This is a genomic window from Pseudomonas sp. EA_65y_Pfl1_P113 (assembly GCF_963970525.1).
Taxonomy (GTDB): Bacteria; Pseudomonadota; Gammaproteobacteria; order Pseudomonadales; family Pseudomonadaceae; genus Aquipseudomonas; species Aquipseudomonas tritici.
Genome location: NZ_CAXAQM010000021.1, coordinates 15,708 through 34,906, shown reverse-complemented (window position 1 = coordinate 34,906; position 19,199 = coordinate 15,708). Strand labels below are relative to the sequence as shown.

Sequence of the window (19,199 nt, the reverse complement as noted above, 5' to 3'; positions counted from 1 at the left end):
TAGGTGACCCATCTTTATTCATTGTCGGTGGCCTGTCACCTGCCCCTAGGCTTGAGGCCTCTTGATTAAACGGCGGGCGGCGGGAATGGTGCACATTATTGGGGGTGGGGTGATTGGTCTGGCCAGTGCGTATGCGCTGGTGCGCGCGGGCCACGAGGTGACGGTGATCGACGTGCGCGAGACCCTGGGCAGTGAAACCAGTTTTGCCAATGGCGGGCAGTTGTCCTATCGCTACGTGGCGCCGCTGGCCGATGCCGGCGTGCCGCTTCAGGCCATCGGTTGGCTGTTGCGCGGTGACTCGCCGTTAACGCTGCGCCCACGCCTCGACCCTCAGCAATGGCGCTGGATGGCCGCGTTCCTCGGCGCCTGTCGTCGCGCGGTGAACAAACGCAATGCCGCCCACCTGCTGCGACTTGCCTCCCTGAGCCAGGACACGTTGCAGCAATGGCGCGAGGATGATCATCTGGACGGCTTCCACTGGCGGCGCAACGGCAAACTGCTCACCTTCCGTAAACCCAACTCCTTTGCGCATGCCCGCAGCAAGGTCACCGATATCCTTCAGCAGCAGGTGCTGTCGGCCGCCGATTGCGCACGCCTGGAGCCGGCGCTGGCGGGCGGTGGTTTTGTCGGTGGGATCTACACGCCGAATGAGGAGGTGGCGGATTGTCATGCGTTCTGCCAGCGCTTGGCGGCGCGGCTTGAAGCGTCCGGCCGCTGCCGCTTTTTGCTGGGGCGCAAGGTCACTGGCATTCGCCACGCTGGCGGTGGGGTGCAGGCTATCGAACTGGGCGCAGAGGTGATGCCGGTCGAGCATCTGGTACTCGCGGCCGGGTATCGCAGCGCGGAGTTGGGTGTGCCGCTGCCGCTGTACCCGCTCAAGGGTTACAGCCTTAGTGTGCCGATTGGCGCGCAGCACCAGGCGCCGAAGGTGAGTATCACCGACTACGACCGCAAGATCGTCTATGCGCGCCTCGGCGAACAACTGCGGGTGGCGGCCATGGTGGATATCGTCGGCTTCGACGCCAGCCTTGAACCCAAGCGCCTGGCGCTGATGAAACGCCAAGCGCTGGAGACATTTCCTTTGGCGGGCGATTACGCCGATGCGGTGGAATGGGCTGGTATGCGCCCGGCCACCCCGACGGGCGTGCCGCTGATTGGGGCCAGTGTCTATCCCAACCTGTGGCTGAACCTGGGCCACGGTGCACTTGGCTTTACCCTGGCGTGCGGCAGCGGCCAGCTGCTGGCTGAGTTGATCGGGCAACACGCGCCATCTATTGATATGCAGGGCCTTGCGCCCCAGGCTGCTTGAATGTTCACAACCCCAAGACCAACGGAGAAGAACAATGAAAAAAATCCTGTTGACCGGCTGCACCCTGGCGCTTTTGCTGGGCGCACACGCCCATGCGAACCAAGCGCCGTTGGACGGCACGCTGGGCAAGATAGCTAACGCCAAGTCCATCACGTTGGGCTATCGCGATGCGTCGGTGCCGTTTTCCTACGTCGGGGATAACAGTGGCAAGCCCATGGGCTATTCGGTAGAGCTGGCAAACAAGATCGTCGAGCGCATTCAGCAGAAAACCGGAGTGGCGAAGCTTAATGTGAAGTACAACCTGGTGACTTCGCAGACCCGTATCCCGCTGGTGCAGAATGGCACAGTCGACCTGGAATGCGGTTCTACCGGGGTGACGGCCGAACGGCAGAAGCAGGTGGCGTTTTCCTACGGGTTTATCTACGTGAAGGGGCAATTGCTGACGGCCAAGGACAGTGGCATCCAAGGCTTTGCTGATCTTGCGGGCAAGAACGTGGTGACCACCGCGGGTACCACCAACGAGCGTTTCCTCAAAAGCTACAACGCCGACCACAAGGCCAATATGTTTGTGATCAGTGCCAAGGACCATGGCGAAGCCTTCAAGATGCTCGAGACCGGCCGTGCAGCGGCGTTCTATATGGATGACGCGTTGCTTTACGGCGAGCGCGCCAAGGCAAAGGACCCGCATAACTGGGTGGTGGTGGGGAAGGAGCAGTCGCGGGAAATCTACAGCTGCATGGTGCGCAAGGACGACCCGCAGTTTCTTGCGGTGGTTAACGAGACACTGGCTGATCTGTACCGAAGCGCAGAGATCAACGCGATTTACCAGCGCTGGTTTGAATCACCGATTCCGCCCAAGGGCTTGAACCTGGAATTCCCGATGACCAGTGAATTAAGGGCGATTATTGCCAAGCCGGTGAGTGACCCTGTGGAGTAAGGGGGTAACCCGATCCAACGGTGGGCGCTGGTAAGCCAGCTCCCACCGTTTTGATTGGGTTTGCAACGGAAGAGGGTTAAAAGTCGCCCCACAGTTGTTGGGCGACGGCCAGAGCCACTACCGGCGCCGTTTCGGTGCGTAGCACCCGCGGGCCGAGGCGGGCGGCGTGGTAACCGGCGGCTTGCGCGGTTTCGACTTCCTGGTCGGTCAGCCCACCCTCAGGCCCGATCAAAAACGCCAGGCTTGATGGTTTGGCATGGCTGATCATCGGTTCAGCCACGGGGTGCAGCACCAGCTTCAAATCCGCCTCGGTCTGCTTCAACCAGTCCGCCAGCAACAGTGGCGGGTGAATCACCGGTACCGTCGAGCGCCCACATTGCTCGCAGGCGCTGATGGCCACCTGGCGCCAGTGCAGCAGGCGTTTGTCGGCGCGTTCATCCTTGAGGCGTACTTCGCAGCGGTCGCTGAAAATCGGCGTGATCGCGTTGACCCCCAGTTCGGTGGCTTTCTGAATCGCCCAATCCATGCGCTCGCCCCGGGACAGGCCCTGGCCCAGGTGGATATGCAGCGGTGATTCGGTCTGACCAGCAAAGCGCTCCGTGAGTTGCACGGTGACACGTTTCTTACCGACTTCCAGCAAGTTGCCGAGGAACTCCTGGCCGGAGCCGTCGAACAGTTGCACAGCATCGCCTTCGCCCATGCGCAGCACGCGGCTGATGTAATGCGCCTGGGCTTCGGGTAATTCGTGGTCGCCGAGGCTCAGCGGGGTGTCGGTGAAAAAGCGGGACAGTCTCATTTCTGTTCTCTGGAAAAGTTGGTTAGGCAATCAACCTGGATCGCGGAAGCCCGGGTGGAAGTCTTTTGGCACAGCGACACTGACGTTGCTTTTGGTGGCGATGTCGATCCCTTCACTGGCGACTTCAGCCAGGAAGTCGATCTGCTCCGGCGTAATCACATACGGCGGCAGGAAATACACCACGCTGCCTAATGGTCGCAACAGCGCGCCACGTTCCAGGGCGTGCTCGAACACTTTCAAGCCACGGCGCTCCTGCCACGGGTAAGCGGTCTTGGTGGCTTTGTCCTGGACCATCTCGATGGCCAGCACCATGCCGGTCTGACGCACTTCCGAAACGTGAGGGTGGTCCACCAGGTGCGCGGTGGCGGTCGCCATGCGCTGGGCCAGAACCTTGTTGTTTTCGATGACGTTGTCTTCTTCGAAAATGTCCAACGTCGCCAGCGCCGCCGCGCACGCCAGCGGATTGCCGGTGTAGCTGTGGGAGTGCAGGAACGCGCGCAATGTCGGGTAGTCGTCGTAGAAGGCGTCGTAGACGTCATCGGTGGTGACCACGGCGGCCAACGGCAGGTAACCGCCCGTGAGCGCCTTGGACAAACACAGGAAGTCCGGGCGGATACCGGCCTGCTCACAGGCGAACATCGTTCCAGTGCGGCCGAAGCCCACGGCGATTTCATCGTGGATCAGGTGCACACCGTAGCGGTCGCACGCTTCGCGCAGCAGCTTGAGGTACACCGGGTGGTACATGCGCATTCCGCCGGCGCCCTGGATCAGCGGTTCTACGATGACGGCGGCGACGGTGTCGTGGTTGTCCGCCAGGGTCTGTTCCATGGCCAGGAACATGTTGCGCGAGTGTTCTTCCCAGCTCATGCCCTCGGGGCGAAGGTAGCAATCCGGGCTGGGCACCTTGATGGTGTCGAGCAGGAGCGCCTTGTAGGTCTCAGTAAACAGCGGCACGTCGCCCACCGACATCGCGGCGATGGTTTCGCCGTGGTAGCTGTTGGTCAGGGTGACGAAACGCTTTTTGTCAGGCAGGCCGCGGTTGAGCCAATAGTGGAAGCTCATTTTCAGCGCGACTTCGATACACGACGAACCATTGTCGGCGTAGAAGCAGCGTGTCAGGCCTTCAGGCGTCACCTGCACCAGGCGTTCGGACAACTCGATCACCGGCTGGTGGCTGAAACCGGCGAGGATCACGTGCTCCAACTGATCGACCTGGTCCTTGATGCGCTGGTTGATGCGCGGGTTGGCGTGGCCGAACACATTGACCCACCAGGAACTGACGGCATCCAGGTAGCGCTTGCCTTCGAAGTCTTCCAGCCACACCCCTTCACCGCGCTTGATCGGGATCAGCGGCAATTGCTGGTGGTCTTTCATCTGGGTGCAGGGATGCCACAGCACCGCAAGGTCGCGTTGCATCCACTGGTTGTTCAAGCCCATCGTTATCTCCTCGAAGCGGTCCTGCGGCGTGCGCAGGTAAAACAATCGCGCAAGCCTATGCAATGGGCGGCTGTGTCACAAGACATTACCTGTGAATGGGGTGTAAACGCAGGACGGTCTGTCACGTTTCTTCTGGATAGTCCTTAATCCATTGTTAATTTACTCTTCATACCCTCAAGATCGTATTTCTCGATATTTCAAAGCAGAATTTTCCGCTTTAATTCGATAGGTAAATCGCTAGTCTTGGGCGCAGCTACTACGGGATTAAGTACATGCAGTTACGCAATTCACCGGCCCGCTATGGCTGGGTCAGCATGGTTCTGCACTGGGGCGTGGCCTTGGTGGTATTCGGCCTGTTCGCTCTGGGCTTATGGATGGTCGGCCTCGACTACTACAGCGCCTGGCGCAAAGAGGCACCGGACCTGCACAAGAGCATTGGCATCACGCTGTTCGCCATCATGCTGGTGCGTATCGTCTGGCGCTTGGTCAGCCCGCCACCACCGCCCTTGACCAGTTACAGCCGCATGACCCGCATGGGGGCCGCGTTTGGCCACGCATTCCTGTATCTCGGGTTGTTTGCCGTGATGATCGCCGGTTACCTGATTTCCACCGCAGACGGTGTCGGTATCCCGGTGTTTGGCCTGTTTGAGATTCCTGCCGTGGTTTCCGGACTACCGGACCAGGCAGATAATGCAGGCTTGGTGCATCTGTACCTCGCTTGGGTGTTGGTGGTCTTCGCCGGTTTGCATGGCGTGGCTGCGTTGAAACACCACTTTATCGATCGTGATGTGACCCTCACGCGAATGCTGGGGCGCAAAGCCTGATGTTCAACCTCGACTCACAAGGAATAGAAAGCATGTTGAAAAAGACCCTCGCCGCTCTGGCAATCGGTACTGCCCTGCTGTCCGCAGGTCAGGTGATGGCTGCTGACTACAAGATCGACAAGGAAGGCCAGCACGCCTTCATCGACTGGAAAATCAGCCACCTGGGCTACAGCTACATTCACGGCACCTTCAAGGATTGGGACGGTACGTTCAGCTGGGATGCGGCTAAGCCAGAAGCCAGCAAAATCGCAGTCGACGTGAAAACCGCCAGCCTGTGGTCGAACCACGCAGAGCGTGACAAGCACATCGCCAGCAAAGACTTCCTGGACGTTGCCAAGTTCGCCGACGCCAAGTTCGTCTCCACCGCTGTTAAGTCCACCGGCGCGAAAACCGCTGACGTGACTGGCGACCTGACTTTCCACGGCGTGACCAAACCTGTGACCTTCAAGGCCACGTTCAACGGCGAAGGCAAGGACCCGTGGGGCGGCGAACGTGCTGGCTTCAACGCCACCACCACGCTGAACCTGAACGACTTCGGCATCAAAGGCCCAGGCCCGACTTCCCAGACGGCAGACCTGGAAATTTCGCTGGAAGGTGTTAAGCAAAAGTAATTTCTGCCCGTGCACAAAAAAACCGGATCTCAGGATCCGGTTTTTTTATGCCTGAAATGTCGTCAATAGCGGTAGATCAGTCACTTTAATGTTGGCAGGGATATCGCTATCGCAGGCAAGCCAGCTCCCACAGAAAAGCTCATTGAATGTTGCGAAGTCAAAAAAAAATGCCCCGCATCAAGCGATGCGGGGCATTTTTATGAGGCGTCTAAAATCAGCGGTTGCGAGTCAGCAACGCTGGTTTTTCACCACGAGGGCGGCCTGGCAGTTGATCCAACTGCTCAGGTGTCGGGAAGCGATCCACTTTCGACTCCTTGTGGATGATCTTCGGCGCCGGGCCACCACGCGGGTTCTGCACGGCCGGTTCGGACGAGCGAGGCTGGTCGTCACGGGCTGGGCGGCGGTTGTTGCTACGCGAGTCTTCGCGACGGGCTTGACCGTCACGCGGTGCGCCATTTCGCGGGCCGCTGCGCTTGGCAGGTGGCGTGCCGGTGGTACCGCCGCTGCTGTTACGCGGGCCGTTCTGACGACCGCCCTGAGGCTGGCCGCCACGTGGCGCGCCCGAACCGGTGCCTGCACCTGCACCCGGAGCTTGCCCACCTGGGCGACGGCCACGACCTTGGGCGGGTTTTGCCTGAGGTACGTAGTCAGCGCGGTTACCGAAGTTATCGATATCGTCGTCAAGGAACTCGTCTGGGGCGCGATCAGCAGCGGCGCGTGGCGGCTGGCTCGGCTGGCGCTGTTCGCGGGCCGGGGTACCTTCACGGGGCTTTTGCTCGCGGGCTGGGCGCTCGCCACGGCCGTTGGTTGGCGCTTTTTCCTTGCCGCCTTTGTCTTTGCCCTTGTCGCGACGACCACCGCCACCGCCGCCGCCGTTCGGGCCATCGCCCTTCGGACCGCGTGGGTTGCGTGGGTTACGCACGTCTGGGCGCTCGCGCGCTTCAGGCTTCTCAGCTTCCACGGCGCTGGAATCGAAGCCCATCAGGTCGCCGTCGGCGATTTTCTGCTTGGTCATGCGTTCGATGCTTTTCAGCAGCTTTTCTTCGTCCGGTGCAACCAGGGAAATGGCTTCACCCGAACGACCGGCGCGGCCGGTACGGCCGATACGGTGCACGTAGTCTTCGTCGACGTTTGGCAGCTCGAAGTTGACCACGTGTGGCAACTGGTCGATATCCAGGCCGCGAGCGGCGATATCGGTGGCAACCAGGATGCGTACGCTACCGGCCTTGAAGTCGGCCAGGGCTTTGGTGCGCGCGTTCTGGCTCTTGTTGCCGTGGATGGCGACGGCGGTGAGGCCGTGCTTGTCCAGGTACTCGGCCAGACGGTTGGCGCCGTGCTTGGTGCGGGTGAACACCAGCACCTGTTCCCACGCGCCGGCGGTGATCAGGTGGGCGAGCAGCGAACGCTTGTGGCTGGCGGCCAGGCGGAATACGCGTTGCTCGATACGCTCGACCGTGGTGTTCGGCGGCGTGACTTCGATGCGCTCCGGGTTGTGCAGCAACTTGCCGGCCAGGGCGGTGATGTCCTGGGAGAACGTTGCCGAGAACAGCAGGTTCTGACGTTTGGCCGGCAGGCGGGCAAGGACCTTTTTCACGTCATGGACAAAGCCCATGTCGAGCATGCGGTCGGCTTCGTCCAGCACGAGGATTTCCACGTGGGACAAATCGACGCTGCCTTGGCCGCACAGGTCGAGCAAACGACCTGGGCACGCCACCAGCACGTCTACACCACGGGACATGGCCTGAACCTGTGGGTTCATGCCAACGCCGCCGAAGATGCAGGCACTGACGAACTTCAAGTCGCGGGCATACAGCTTGAAGCTGTCGTGCACCTGGGCGGCGAGTTCGCGGGTTGGGGTCAGGACCAGTACGCGCGGTTGGCGCGGGCCGTGACGCTGGGATTTGTCCGGGTGACCGTTGGGGAACAACCGCTCCAGAATCGGGAGGGCGAAACCGCCGGTTTTACCAGTACCTGTCTGAGCCGCAACCATCAGGTCGCGACCTTGCAACACGGCGGGAATGGCCCGCTGTTGCACCGGAGTAGGCTCGGTATAGCCCGCTGCCTCGATGGCGCGGACTAAAGCCTCGGAGAGACCGAGGGAAGCAAAGGACATGAGTAATCCTGTTTTAGTTAGGGCTTGGCCCAAAGGGATAATCTTGCCGGGCGTGAATGGCGCTTAGGGGAGCGCAATCCCGTCCGGTCCTGCTGCGTCTGGCGGGCACTCCATCGGCTCGCGCGGGCTAAAAGCTGCGCAGCAGCGGGGTTGGGTGCCTTTTTCAAGACCTCAGCGGCCGGGCGTAAGCCTGGCGGAAAGGCCGGAGTATAACAGAGCAATCACCGCGCGCTGCTTTCCTGCTGCTCAACGGTGCGTCCAGCCCCTGTAATCGCTTGGATTCCACCATATTTTGCGCTCAAGGCGGTGTAGGCGGGCTCTTGCTTGAAACGTTTAAGTTCTGCGGCGAAGCGTTGCACCAGCAGGTCCATGCCCGCGCCACGGCGCACGGCGAGGTACTGCTGCTGGCGGCTGACCACTGCTGGCGCCTGGCTGACCTTGCCCTCCAGGTCCAGTGCCTTGATCACATGCTGACCCACCCGGCGATCGGTGATCAGCAGATCGATGCGCCCGAGCATCAATTTGCCGAAGTTGGCCTCATGACTGGGGGCAGCTTCGCGGTTGAACAGGGTCGAATCGCTGAATTCTGCGCCGTACAGGTAGCCCGGTGACGTGCCGACGGTAAGGCCGCGAAGCGCTTCAAGGCTTTGGGCGGGATGAGGGCGCTCATTGGCGTAGAACAGCACGAACTCCACCTCCGACAGCGGTTCGCTGGGGTAGAGCAGCAAGGCATCGCGCTCATGGCTGTGGAAAATGTCCAATGCGCCATCGGCCTGTCCCTGGTCGAGCATCGCCAGGCAGCGCTTCCAGGGCAGGAATTGCCATTGCACCTCGACCCCCAGGCGCTGGAACACGATGACTGTGGTTTCGTAGTCCAGCCCCTGCATGCTGCCGTGTTCCTCATACACGTAGGGTGCCCAGGGCTCGGTCACAATGCGCAATTTCTCGCCATAAGCGGCCAGGCTCAGGCAAGTAAAAAGGGCAGCGGTCGCAAGCTTCAAAATGATGCGCATGCCCTGAGATTACGACGCTCCTGCATTAAAGAGAAGCTCTGGCGCACACATCTGCGAACGATGCTATTTGGCCTCTGAGGTCATCAGGTGTTCGTAGATGGCTGCGCGCCGCTCGCCAAGTATCAGGCGCACCAGGGGGTTGGCGAACCAGTGCTCCAGTTGGTGCGCGTCGACCGGGCATTTCTGGCGTTCTTCCTGATTCTGCCGGGCCTTGTCCCACCAAACCGTGCCACATGCCTGGTCGAATTCGTTTTCGTGCTCGTAGCAGCCGTAGAGAATCTCGCGGATAAATTGCTGCTTGCGCTTGGGCAGGGCCAGGGTGATCAGCTTGTACACCATGCGCTGCAGGCGCGGCGGGCGTGGCAGGTGGGCGGATACCTTGCGGGTATCGGCCAGTGCCACGGCGCTGGTGGGGGCGGCGCCGTGCTTGGCGACCCACGCCAGGACCTTGGCGCGGAACAGCTGTTTGCGGCTCCAGTAGTGGTGGATCAGGTCCGGGCACTGGCGTACGTTGACCTTGCGGTAAGCGGCAACCGACAGGCAGAACTCTTCCAGAGTGTAGGCTCCGTGGGCCATTGGGAACAGTTCGTCCATCAGCTCAATGGAATGATCCAGCAACGGCGCGTCTTGCCGGGTCAGGCCCATGACGCCGGAGTTGAGCAGCCACATATCGTCGTCGGCCACGCCTTTGTCGGCCAGGTAGTTGGCCAGGGCCTTGTACAGCACACTTTCGCGGTTATCGCCGTACTTGGCCTGGAAGGCATTGCACAACAAGGTGCCGGGGGCGACGCGTTCGAACAGTGCCATGGGCGAGTCGTGGAAAAACGTGTCGGTGTCGATCAACAGCGCCTGTTCCGCCGTTTCAAGCACGTGGCGCAGCAGCACGTGTTTGGTTCGAAAATGGTAGCCGTGGGGCTCGCTCCACTGTTTGCGCGTGGCTTCGTCCAGTGCGTGGACCTGCACCGGCAACCCCACGTAGGGCGCCGGGTTGTCGCTGAACACCTGGATGTCCAGCGGCATGTCCTTGGCACCGCCCAAATGGGACAGCGCGCTGGCGATGCTGAATACGGCTTCCTGATGGTAGGTCTCGGCGCCGAATACCAGGTAAACCAACTGCGGGCGAGGTGTCGAGGACGCTGTATTCATTTACTGCGGGCTTCCATTCCAAGGATTTTTGAACAAAAAAGGCCCCCGTATGAACGAGGGCCTGGATGCTACTCAAACGACCTCAGCGCGGCAGCTTGAGGTTGTTCCAGATCGCAAGGCTCGGCTCAGCCTGGTTAAGGGTATAGAAGTGCAAGCCTGGCGCGCCACCTTGCAACAATTCTTCACACATATTGGTGATGACCTCTTCGCCGAACGCCTGGATGCTCTTGACGTCATCGCCATAGGCTTCCAGTTGTTTGCGCACCCAGCGCGGAATCTCGGCACCGCAGGCGTCGGAGAAGCGCGCCAGCTTGCTGTAGTTGGTGATCGGCATGATGCCCGGTACGATCGGGATGTTCACACCCATGGCCTGTACCCGCTCGACGAAGTAGAAGTAGCTGTCGGCGTTGAAGAAGTACTGGGTGATTGCGCTATTGGCACCGGCATTCGCTTTACGGACGAAGTTTTGCAGATCGTCTTCGAAATTGCGTGCCTGCGGGTGCATCTCCGGGTAAGCCGCCACTTCGACATGGAAGTGATCGCCGGTTTCTTCACGAATGAAGCTCACCAGGTCATTGGCGTAGCGCAGCTCACCGCTGGCCATGCCCATGCCGGACGGCAGGTCGCCGCGCAGGGCAACGATGCGCTTGATGCCGGCTGCCTTGTATTGAGTCAGCAGGCCGCGCAGGTCGCTCTTGCTGTCGCCCACGCACGACAAGTGCGGCGCGGCGGGAACTTTGACTTGGCTTTCCAGCTGCAACACGGTGTTGATCGTGCGATCACGGGTCGAGCCACCCGCGCCGTAGGTGCAGGAAAAGAAGTCGGGGCTGTAGCTGGCCAACTGCGTAGCAGTCGCCATCAGTTTTTCATGCCCAGCATCGGTCTTGGTCGGGAAGAACTCGAAGCTGTAGCGACGGTCTTGGGACATGGAGGAGGTCTCCAGCTGCAAGTTGCAAGCTTCAAGCTGCAAGAGGGCGGCGCGCCTGTTCTTGTAGCATGAAGCTCACAGCCCACAACTGCTTAAAGAGCAAGGAAGTAGCAAGCCTTCACACAAACGCTTTTACTTGCCGCTTGTAGCTGAAAGCTTGCCGCTGCTGTCAGTACCTATAAGCGTGCGGCTTGAACGGACCTTCAACGGTCACGCCGATGTAATCGGCCTGGGTCTTGGTCAGTTGAGTCACGACGCCGCCGAAGCCGCGGACCATTTCCAGGGCCACTTCTTCGTCGAGTTTCTTCGGCAGTACTTCCACGGTCAGGCGCTCGGCTTTCTGGGCTGGCGACAGGTCGGCGTACTTCTGGCCGAACAGGAAGATCTGCGCCAGGACCTGGTTGGCGAACGAGCCGTCCATGATGCGGCTTGGGTGGCCGGTGGCGTTACCCAGGTTAACCAGACGGCCTTCGGCCAGCAGGATCAGGTAGTCATCGTTCTGCGGGTTGAAATCACCAGCGCCGGTACGGTGAACCTTGTGCACCTGCGGCTTCACTTCTTCCCATGCCCAGTTCTTGCGCATGAAAGCAGTGTCGATCTCGTTGTCGAAGTGACCGATGTTGCAGACAACGGCGCGCTTCTTAAGGGCTTTGAGCATGTTTGCGTCGCAAACATTCACGTTGCCGGTGGTGGTCACGATCAGGTCGATCTTGCCCAGCAGGGCGTTGTCGATGCTTGCTTCGGTGCCGTCATTGACGCCATCGATGAACGGCGAAACCACTTCGAAGCCGTCCATGCAGGCTTGCATGGCGCAGATCGGGTCAACTTCGGAGACTTTAACGATCATGCCTTCCTGGCGCAGGGACTGGGACGAGCCCTTGCCCACGTCACCGTAGCCGATCACCAGGGCTTGCTTACCCGACAGCAGGTGGTCAGTGCCGCGCTTGATGGCATCGTTCAGGCTGTGACGGCAGCCGTACTTGTTGTCGTTCTTGCTCTTGGTCACCGAGTCGTTGACGTTGATGGCCGGGATTTTCAGCTCGCCCTTGGCCAGCATGTCCAGCAGACGGTGTACGCCGGTGGTGGTTTCTTCGGTTACGCCGTGGACGCGGTCGAGGATCTGCGGGTACTTCTTGTGCAGCAGCTCGGTCAGGTCGCCGCCGTCGTCGAGGATCATGTTGGCATCCCAAGGCGCGCCATCTTTCAGGATGGTTTGCTCCAGGCACCACTCGTACTCTTCTTCGGTCTCGCCTTTCCAGGCGTAAACCGCGATACCGGCAGCAGCGATAGCGGCAGCGGCCTGGTCTTGAGTCGAGAAAATGTTGCAGGACGACCAACGCACTTCCGCACCCAGGGCAACCAGGGTTTCGATCAGCACGGCAGTCTGAATGGTCATGTGGATGCAGCCGAGGATCTTGGCGCCTTTGAGTGGCTGCTCAGCAGCGTACTTGCGACGCAGGCCCATCAGGGCAGGCATTTCGGATTCGGCGATAAAGGTTTCGCGACGGCCCCAGGCGGCGAGGGACATGTCGGCGACTTTGTAGTCGGTGAAATCTGCAGGCGTGTTGACAGCGCTCATGAAGAGCCTCCATTCGTAGTGTGCGAATGGGCGCCGTTGTGCGTTTAGTATCAGGCCGAATAAACCAGGCCGGACAACGCCCCATCCGAGCCTGACAGGTTGAACCTGCTGCAGCGCCCCTCGGACAGGTGGCGGGAGAACGGTGGTGGCCGTTCGAAATCAGGACGATTATAGCTTTCTTTGTCTGGTGAGTGGCAAGGGGCAGCTACAAGCGACAAGCTACAAGCGGCAAGTAAAAGCGAATTGGCTTTTAACTTGCAGCTTGCAGCTTAAAACTCGAAGCTGGGGGCCATAACCCAATCGTCCAACCCCCTCAACGTCGGAGCCCCCCCCATGAACTTTCATACCCGCAAATGGGTAAAACCCGAAGACCTCAACCCCAACGGCACCCTGTTCGGCGGCAGCTTGCTGCGCTGGATCGACGAAGAAGCGGCGATCTACGCCATTGTGCAATTGGGCAATCAGCGCGTAGTGACCAAGTACATCTCTGAAATCAACTTCGTGAGTGCCTCGCGCCAGGGCGACATCATCGAACTGGGCATCACCGCCACCGAGTTCGGCCGCACCTCCATCACCCTGACCTGTGAAGTGCGCAACAAGATCTCCCGCAAAAGCATTCTGACGGTCGAGAAAATGGTCTTCGTCAACCTCGGTGAAGATGGGCAGCCTGCACCTCACGGCCGCACCGAGATCAAGTACGTGAAGGATCAGTTTCAGGACGACAGCCTTCCCGAGTAACCACGCCGCGGTTTGATTTGCTTTACCAAATCATTCCGCATGGATCGTTGCGCGGCGCGCTCATCACTCAGGACCACACCCTGTAGAGAGAGCCCGTGGATGAAAGTGTTTAATTCGATTGCGCAGATTCATCCCTCATTGAGTGAGAAGGGTCATTTCCCGGCCCATCAAGCTGAGAAGACGCCTCTGGTGGAGGGGGTTGGCAAGCGCAACCTGACGCTCCTGCGTGATAACCAGGGACGGGTGGAGGTGATTTTATCGGCACCGCCCGTCACGAGCTTGGTGCTCAGTGGTGGTGGGGCCAAGGGCATCGCTTTTTCGGGGGTGGTGCAGGCACTTGAGGGCGCCGGACAGCTGCAAGGTATCCAATCGACCTCCGGCTCATCTGCTGGTGCGATTTCAGCGGCGCTGATTGCCAGCGGAATGAGGGCTGCGGCGTTCGACAGGTTGTCGGACAGCATCAATTTGCCAAGCCTGTTGAACAGCAGCGATGCCGTGACGGCCTGGATGCAAGAGGCCAGTACGGCACTTGGCAAACTCACTGGCCGCTTGCCCGGCTCCGTCGGCGCGGTTTCTCAGTTGTTGATGACCTTGCTGCCGCGCTTGCAGACTGAAGCCTTGCCCCTGGAAGATTTGATCCGCAACGAGTCGCGCCAGTCGATTCTTGGCCACATCGCGCAAACCCCTGGGGAAACCCGACCCGCCGAAGTCATCGACATTGCTGACAAACTGAGTGCCGGTGGCGGCCCCACGTTTGGTGATCTCGAGGTGTTGAGCCGGCATATTCCTGCGATCAAGCAACTCAATATCACGAGCACCGGCATGTTTGCCGGCCGCCCGCAGTTGGTGGTGTTCAATGCCAGTCTGACCCCGCAGATGGACATTGCCAGGGCGGCGCATATTTCGGGTGCGCTGCCGATGGTGTTCAAAAAGCCGGTGGAGCAAGGTCATGGTTTCCAGGCGTCAGCTGAAACCACCGCGTTCAAAGACGGCGGCTTGCTGCTCAATACCCCGGCGCCAGGCGTGGTGGAAAGGTTATTTCCTGACAGCCCCTTGAACAAATCTGAATCGTTGATCGTCAAGTTCGAGGCTGGCATCACTGATGCGCCAGTGCGCAGTAGGCGTTTTTTCAGCCGTGTGGCCGACCGCATTACAGGCGTTGCGCATTCGGCCGCTGGCGCCTTTCAAGATAAAAAGCTCGAAGCGTTTGCCGATCAGATTGTGACATTGCCCCTCAAGACCGAAAAAGGTGACTTTCGTGGCCTGCTCACGGGCACAGTCAACTTCACTATGCTGCATGAGCAGAAGCAACACCTGCAGGCAAAGGCGCGTCAAGCGGTGGAGGCACATTTGGAGCGTCGCACCACGGCACTTGAGCATCACGCGTTCCATTCGCTGGATGAGGCAGTGCTGGCCATGGATGATGAAATGCTCGCCAGTGTGCAACCGACGCTGCACAAGGACCCGGCCGCTGCTGATGTCCTCATGTTTCGAAAGAGCGCGCAGCAGGTGTTGAAAACCCTGGATGACGCGATTGGCGAGGCCAATCAGTCACAGGCCGCGTTGGTGTTCACGCCGAAAATATCAACGGCATTGCGTAATCTGAATGCGCTCGCCAAAAGGCCTGAGCAGATCGATTGGTTGGCGCGGCGCCTCAATGTTACAGGCCAGCGCAATTTCCAGCAGTTGCTGCAAGTGGCGGCCAGACAGATCGCAAGCGATGCAGTGCCGATGTCCAACGTCATCGGCGGCGCTGTCGCCGAGATGAAACTGCGTGACATAGCGATGAAGGCTGAGAACTTCACACGGGAAGTCATTTATCCCTCGTTGTTTCGGCTGGGCCAACCCGAGTCCAACGTGGAACTGTTGCACCGCGCAGCTCAAGACATAGCGTGGGCGAACACGCCCGCCGAATTCAACCGGGTGCTCGATACCCTCAGTGACAGCTACAAAGCGCGTAACAAACCCTGGGACAAGGCGTCCGGCTCGACCACTGTGGAGATGGCAAAGGCCTGGCGTGTGCAGGTTTAGTTGCTTGGCCATTGAACAGCCACTGTGGCGGCGTGTCGTAGCTACAAGCACCCCTTGGACTCTGGATAATCATGGCCACTGACGAATCAGGCAAAACCCCTAATCTGTCGCAGGAAGAGCAACAGGACGTCGACAAAAACCAACCGCCCCGTGCGGCGGTGCTGCATGAAATCATCCGCACTCAGGGCGACCAGGAGCTGGAGCGCAATGTGGCTGCGTTGTGGTGGTCGGCGTTGGCTGCTGGCCTGACAATGGGCCTTTCATTGATGGCGATGGGGCTACTCAATTCGCGCCTGCCAGACGGCGAAGGATTCAAGGTTATTGCCAGCTTCGGCTACTGCGCGGGCTTCCTGGCGGTCATTTTGGCGCGCCAGCAACTGTTCACCGAAAACACGCTGACCGCTGTGCTGCCCGTGATGAGCAAGCCCACCCTCGGCAACGCGGGGCGCCTGTTAAGGCTATGGACCGTGGTGCTGGTGGGCAACCTGTGTGGCACTTTGCTGGTGGCTTACGTGATGTTGCACCTGCCGATCTTTGACACCAAGACCGACATGGCCTTCCTCGACATTGGGCGCAAGGTCATGGAAAACGATGCCGGCCAGATGTTTGCCAAGGGCATCATCTCCGGCTGGATGATCGCCACCATGGTCTGGATGATCCCCTCCATGGAAAGCGCCAAGATGTTCATCATTATCCTGATCACCTATCTCATGGCGCTGGGGGACTTCACTCACATCGTCGTGGGTTCGGCAGAGGTCTCGTATCTGGTATTTGCAGGCGAGTTGCCGTGGAAGGATTTCTGGTTGGTGTTTGCCGGGCCGACCCTGGCCGGCAACATCATTGGTGGCAGCTTTATCTTTGCGCTGATCAGTCACGCGCAGATTCGCAGCGAAGGCAGCCTGGCGGGCAAGAAAGCTGCGGACCCGAGGCATCCGCAGCAGATCAACAAGGATCAGTGAGCGTCAGGCGTAGCCTGGGGCTCGTCACGTAGAACCTTTCCAGGCGCTACGGTTCATAGCGGTAGGGTGCGGCCAGATGTTTTTAGTGCTAAAACTCTAATCGCTGTTTAAAACTAAAAAAGGAATGAGTCATGACGGTCGCTTTCTGGTGTGTGTTGATCGCAATTTTTCTGCCTTACCTGTGTACCGGCGTGGCCAAGTTCAGCGGCGGAAAGTTTCGGCCGCGCCACAATCACGACCCGCGTGCATTCCTCGAGACGCTCGAGGGGGTTGCCAAGCGAGCCCACAGTGCACAACTCAACAGCTTTGAAGTCACCCCGGCATTTGCGGCGGCGGTCATTGTCGCGCACCTGGCCGGCACGGCTGAATTGGTGACCATTAACGTGCTGGCCGTGCTGTTTATCACCAGCCGCTTGTTGTACATCATTTGCTATCTGGCGGACTGGGCAATGCTGCGCTCGGTGGTGTGGGCGGTGGGCATGGCGTTGATTGCGAGCTTCTTCTTTATCTCGATCTAACGTTTGACGCGAATCCTCCTGTGGGAGCGAGCAAATCCGCTCCCACATCTTCAGTGTCTGTCAGCTTCCGACAGGTGTATCCGGCACTTGCGGCAACGCTGCGCCCTTGGGCCACAGCATCCAGATCTGGCCTTGCTGTTTCATATTGCCCGCCAGTTCACCGGCTGCATCGCCGGTGCCCCAGAACAGGTCCGCGCGCACTTCACCGGTGATTGCACCGCCGGTGTCCTGTGCGGCCACGGGTCTCGTGATCGGCGAGCCATCCGGCTTGGTGGTCGACAGCCACAACAGAGTGCCCAACGGAATCACCTTGCGATCCACTGCTACGCTGTAGCCAGGGGTCAACGGCACGTTCAAGGAGCCGCGCGGGCCTTCATTGCTATCGGGGCGGGCGCTGAAGAACACATAGCTCGGGTTACTCGCCAGCAGTTCCGGAATACGCTGCGGATGCGCCTTGGCCCAGGCGCTGATGGCACCCATGGTCACGTCTTCTTTCTTCAACTCGCCTTGCTCCAGCAGCCAGCGACCGATCGGGCGGTAAGGGTAGCCATTCTGGTCGCCATAACCGACACGAAGTTGGCGTCCGCCCGCCAGTTGAATCCGGCCCGAGCCCTGGATTTGCAGGAATTGCAGGTCCATCGGGTCTGTCAGCCAGGCAATCGGTTTGGCGGTTGAACCCTGGCCGTTGATGGCGCTGGCATCGTCATAGGGCTTGAGTACGCGACCTTCCAGACGACCGCGCAGGCGCTTGCCCTTGAGCTCGGGGTAGATGCTTTCCAGGTTGACGATGATCAGGTCGTCCGGCACGCCGTACACCGGCACGTTGGCTTTGGCGGTCTTGGTCAGGCTGCCGGGGTAGACCGGTTCGTAGTAGCCAGTGATCAAACCGTTCGGGGTGTTGTCGGCCGAGCGCAGGCCGAACACATCCAGGCGCTCTTTTAGAAACCCGCGCACTGCCACTGCGTTGCTCGGGACCGTGGCGGCTGCCGCACAGGTCGCGCCCCATACCGGGTCTGCCTTGAGGCGTTGGCAGGCGCTGCGCCAGGATTCAAAACCGGCCAGCAGGTCGCTGTCGGATACTGTCGGCAAGGCTTCCCACGGCGCACTGACATAGGTGGCGACGGCGTGAGGCTTGGAAGTTTCATCCTTGGCTGTTTCTTTGCCCGCGTCGCAGCCGGCCAGCAGCGCGATCATCGGTAGAGCCCACGCCAGGCGGCGGCTCCAGGGTTTCAAGCTGACATTCATACAAACAATTCCTGAAGCGATTGCCCGCGTCGCAGCGCTTTTGGGCAACCCTTATTAATAATAGGGCTATTGGTCTTTGCGGGCGGGGCGAGGATACTGGCCGCCGTTTCCCGCGACCTCGAAGCCACCATGACTTTTAAAAGACTGACCGTTGTACTGCTGGCCTGCCTGACACTGTCCGCCTGTGGCGGCGTTGATCCGAATTCGCCGCTGGGCCAGCGCAAGGCGATCTTCAAGCAGATGCTCAAGACCGGCGAAGACCTGGGCGGCATGTTGCGTGGGCGCATCCCGTTCGACGGCGCTAAGTTTGCCGAAGGTGCGGTCAAGCTGGATGCATTGTCCCATGAGCCGTGGAAGCATTTCCCGAGCGTGCGCGAAGAAGATCACACCAGCGCCAAGGACGATGTCTGGCAGAAACAGGCGCAATTCCAGCAATTGGCCCGCGGCCTTGAGGCGGCCACCGGTGAATTGGTGACCGCCAGCCAAGTGCAGCCTTACAAGGCGAGCAACCTGGGGCCTGCTGTGCAAAAAGTTGAAGATGCCTGCAGCGCCTGCCATAAACAGTTCCGGGACCACTGATCGGTTTTACTGGTCTAGCTCCTCCACGGCATCCTGCAGTTCCTTGCGGGATTCGGCGAGCTTGTCCTTACGTTTGTTGATCTTGTCCGCGTCGCCTTTTCTCATGGCCTTGTCCAGATCGGCCTGACGGCGGCTGACCTCATGCTTGGCGTCGAGCACCTTGTTTTCCCGCTCCTTTTTCAGGGATGCGTCGGTGCAGTTGGCGGTCACTTCGCTCAGGGCTTTTTCCAGGCCGGCTTGTTGCGCACTGTTGCCGTGGGCCTTGGCCTGTTCGATCTGGGTGCTGATGGCTTGGCGCTTGGCGGCGCAGCCGGTGAGCTGCGGTGCTTCCTCCGCAGCCAGTAGCGGAGTGGTCATGAAGCTTGCGACGGTCAACAGGGCAAGCGGTGCTAGAAATTTCATGTGGGACTCCAAGGTCGCAATCTGGTGGCCGGCT

General features: G+C 59.9%; 18 protein-coding genes and 1 riboswitch. Of the genes, 9 read left to right on the top strand and 9 right to left on the bottom strand.

Annotated elements, in window-relative coordinates; genetic code table 11:
• Positions 1-85: 85 nt before the first annotated feature.
• Together AACY52_RS18995 and AACY52_RS18990 are read left to right on the top strand one after the other, a co-directional pair.
• Positions 86-1,309, top strand: coding sequence for a D-amino acid dehydrogenase (locus AACY52_RS18995; RefSeq protein WP_339560702.1), 1,224 nt, complete (start codon positions 86-88; stop codon positions 1,307-1,309).
• A gap of 34 nt (positions 1,310-1,343) precedes the next feature.
• The gene (locus AACY52_RS18990) at positions 1,344-2,246 is read left to right on the top strand and encodes a transporter substrate-binding domain-containing protein (RefSeq protein ID WP_339415288.1); all 903 of its coding nucleotides are present in this window, start codon (positions 1,344-1,346) and stop codon (positions 2,244-2,246) included.
• Positions 2,247-2,322: 76 nt separating this feature from the next.
• Here AACY52_RS18990 and AACY52_RS18985 read toward each other — a convergent pair whose 3' ends face one another.
• Positions 2,323-3,042, bottom strand: a complete 720-nt coding sequence (locus AACY52_RS18985; protein WP_339415289.1) for a 16S rRNA (uracil(1498)-N(3))-methyltransferase — start codon at positions 3,040-3,042, stop codon at positions 2,323-2,325.
• Between the two features lie 30 nt (positions 3,043-3,072).
• Entirely contained in the window at positions 3,073-4,479 is a 1,407-nt protein-coding gene (locus AACY52_RS18980) for an adenosylmethionine--8-amino-7-oxononanoate transaminase (protein ID WP_339560701.1), read from the bottom strand.
• A 272-nt stretch (positions 4,480-4,751) separates the two neighbouring features.
• Here AACY52_RS18980 and AACY52_RS18975 point away from each other — a divergent pair, with 272 nt between their 5' ends.
• Together AACY52_RS18975 and AACY52_RS18970 are read left to right on the top strand one after the other, a co-directional pair.
• The gene (locus AACY52_RS18975; protein WP_339415291.1) at positions 4,752-5,303 is read left to right on the top strand and encodes a cytochrome b; all 552 of its coding nucleotides are present in this window, start codon (positions 4,752-4,754) and stop codon (positions 5,301-5,303) included.
• A 32-nt stretch (positions 5,304-5,335) separates the two neighbouring features.
• A complete protein-coding gene (locus tag AACY52_RS18970) occupies positions 5,336-5,914 on the top strand; it encodes a YceI family protein (protein WP_049711142.1) in 579 nt (192 codons plus the stop codon).
• A gap of 214 nt (positions 5,915-6,128) precedes the next feature.
• Here the strand turns inward: AACY52_RS18970 and AACY52_RS18965 are convergent, their stop codons facing one another.
• The 5 genes from AACY52_RS18965 to ahcY all read right to left on the bottom strand — a co-directional run bounded on the left by AACY52_RS18965 (position 6,129) and on the right by ahcY (position 12,693).
• On the bottom strand, positions 6,129-8,027 hold the full coding sequence (locus AACY52_RS18965) for a DEAD/DEAH box helicase (protein WP_339415292.1): 1,899 nt from the start codon (positions 8,025-8,027) through the stop codon (positions 6,129-6,131).
• 221 nt (positions 8,028-8,248) lie between these two features.
• A complete protein-coding gene (locus AACY52_RS18960) occupies positions 8,249-9,040 on the bottom strand; it encodes a transporter substrate-binding domain-containing protein (protein WP_339427659.1) in 792 nt (263 codons plus the stop codon).
• A gap of 63 nt (positions 9,041-9,103) precedes the next feature.
• Entirely contained in the window at positions 9,104-10,186 is a 1,083-nt protein-coding gene (locus tag AACY52_RS18955; RefSeq protein WP_339415294.1) for a hypothetical protein, read from the bottom strand.
• Between the two features lie 82 nt (positions 10,187-10,268).
• Positions 10,269-11,114, bottom strand: a complete 846-nt coding sequence (gene metF, locus AACY52_RS18950; RefSeq protein ID WP_339415295.1) for a methylenetetrahydrofolate reductase [NAD(P)H] — start codon at positions 11,112-11,114, stop codon at positions 10,269-10,271.
• Positions 11,115-11,283: 169 nt separating this feature from the next.
• Positions 11,284-12,693: an adenosylhomocysteinase gene (gene ahcY, locus AACY52_RS18945; protein WP_339415296.1), complete on the bottom strand. Its 1,410-nt coding sequence runs from the start codon at positions 12,691-12,693 to the stop codon at positions 11,284-11,286.
• Positions 12,694-12,714: 21 nt separating this feature from the next.
• Positions 12,715-12,821: riboswitch (S-adenosyl-L-homocysteine riboswitch) on the bottom strand.
• A gap of 205 nt (positions 12,822-13,026) precedes the next feature.
• Here ahcY and AACY52_RS18940 point away from each other — a divergent pair.
• From AACY52_RS18940 to AACY52_RS18925, 4 genes are all read left to right on the top strand, one after another.
• Positions 13,027-13,431, top strand: a complete 405-nt coding sequence (locus AACY52_RS18940) for a hotdog domain-containing protein (protein WP_339438188.1) — start codon at positions 13,027-13,029, stop codon at positions 13,429-13,431.
• A gap of 99 nt (positions 13,432-13,530) precedes the next feature.
• The gene (locus tag AACY52_RS18935; protein ID WP_339427660.1) at positions 13,531-15,462 is read left to right on the top strand and encodes a patatin-like phospholipase family protein; all 1,932 of its coding nucleotides are present in this window, start codon (positions 13,531-13,533) and stop codon (positions 15,460-15,462) included.
• A 71-nt stretch (positions 15,463-15,533) separates the two neighbouring features.
• The gene (locus tag AACY52_RS18930) at positions 15,534-16,421 is read left to right on the top strand and encodes a formate/nitrite transporter family protein (protein ID WP_339415299.1); all 888 of its coding nucleotides are present in this window, start codon (positions 15,534-15,536) and stop codon (positions 16,419-16,421) included.
• A 131-nt stretch (positions 16,422-16,552) separates the two neighbouring features.
• The gene (locus AACY52_RS18925; RefSeq protein ID WP_339415300.1) at positions 16,553-16,939 is read left to right on the top strand and encodes an MAPEG family protein; all 387 of its coding nucleotides are present in this window, start codon (positions 16,553-16,555) and stop codon (positions 16,937-16,939) included.
• Positions 16,940-16,999: 60 nt separating this feature from the next.
• Here the strand turns inward: AACY52_RS18925 and AACY52_RS18920 are convergent, their stop codons facing one another.
• Positions 17,000-18,184 carry a murein transglycosylase A gene (locus tag AACY52_RS18920; protein WP_339560700.1) on the bottom strand — a complete coding sequence of 395 codons (1,185 nt, stop codon included), beginning with the start codon at positions 18,182-18,184 and terminating at the stop codon, positions 17,000-17,002.
• 129 nt (positions 18,185-18,313) lie between these two features.
• Between AACY52_RS18920 and AACY52_RS18915 the strand changes: the two genes are divergently transcribed.
• Entirely contained in the window at positions 18,314-18,763 is a 450-nt protein-coding gene (locus AACY52_RS18915; protein ID WP_339415302.1) for a cytochrome c, read from the top strand.
• A 6-nt stretch (positions 18,764-18,769) separates the two neighbouring features.
• Here AACY52_RS18915 and AACY52_RS18910 read toward each other — a convergent pair whose 3' ends face one another.
• Positions 18,770-19,165 carry a DUF1090 domain-containing protein gene (locus tag AACY52_RS18910; protein ID WP_339415303.1) on the bottom strand — a complete coding sequence of 132 codons (396 nt, stop codon included), beginning with the start codon at positions 19,163-19,165 and terminating at the stop codon, positions 18,770-18,772.
• Positions 19,166-19,199 lie beyond the last annotated feature (34 nt).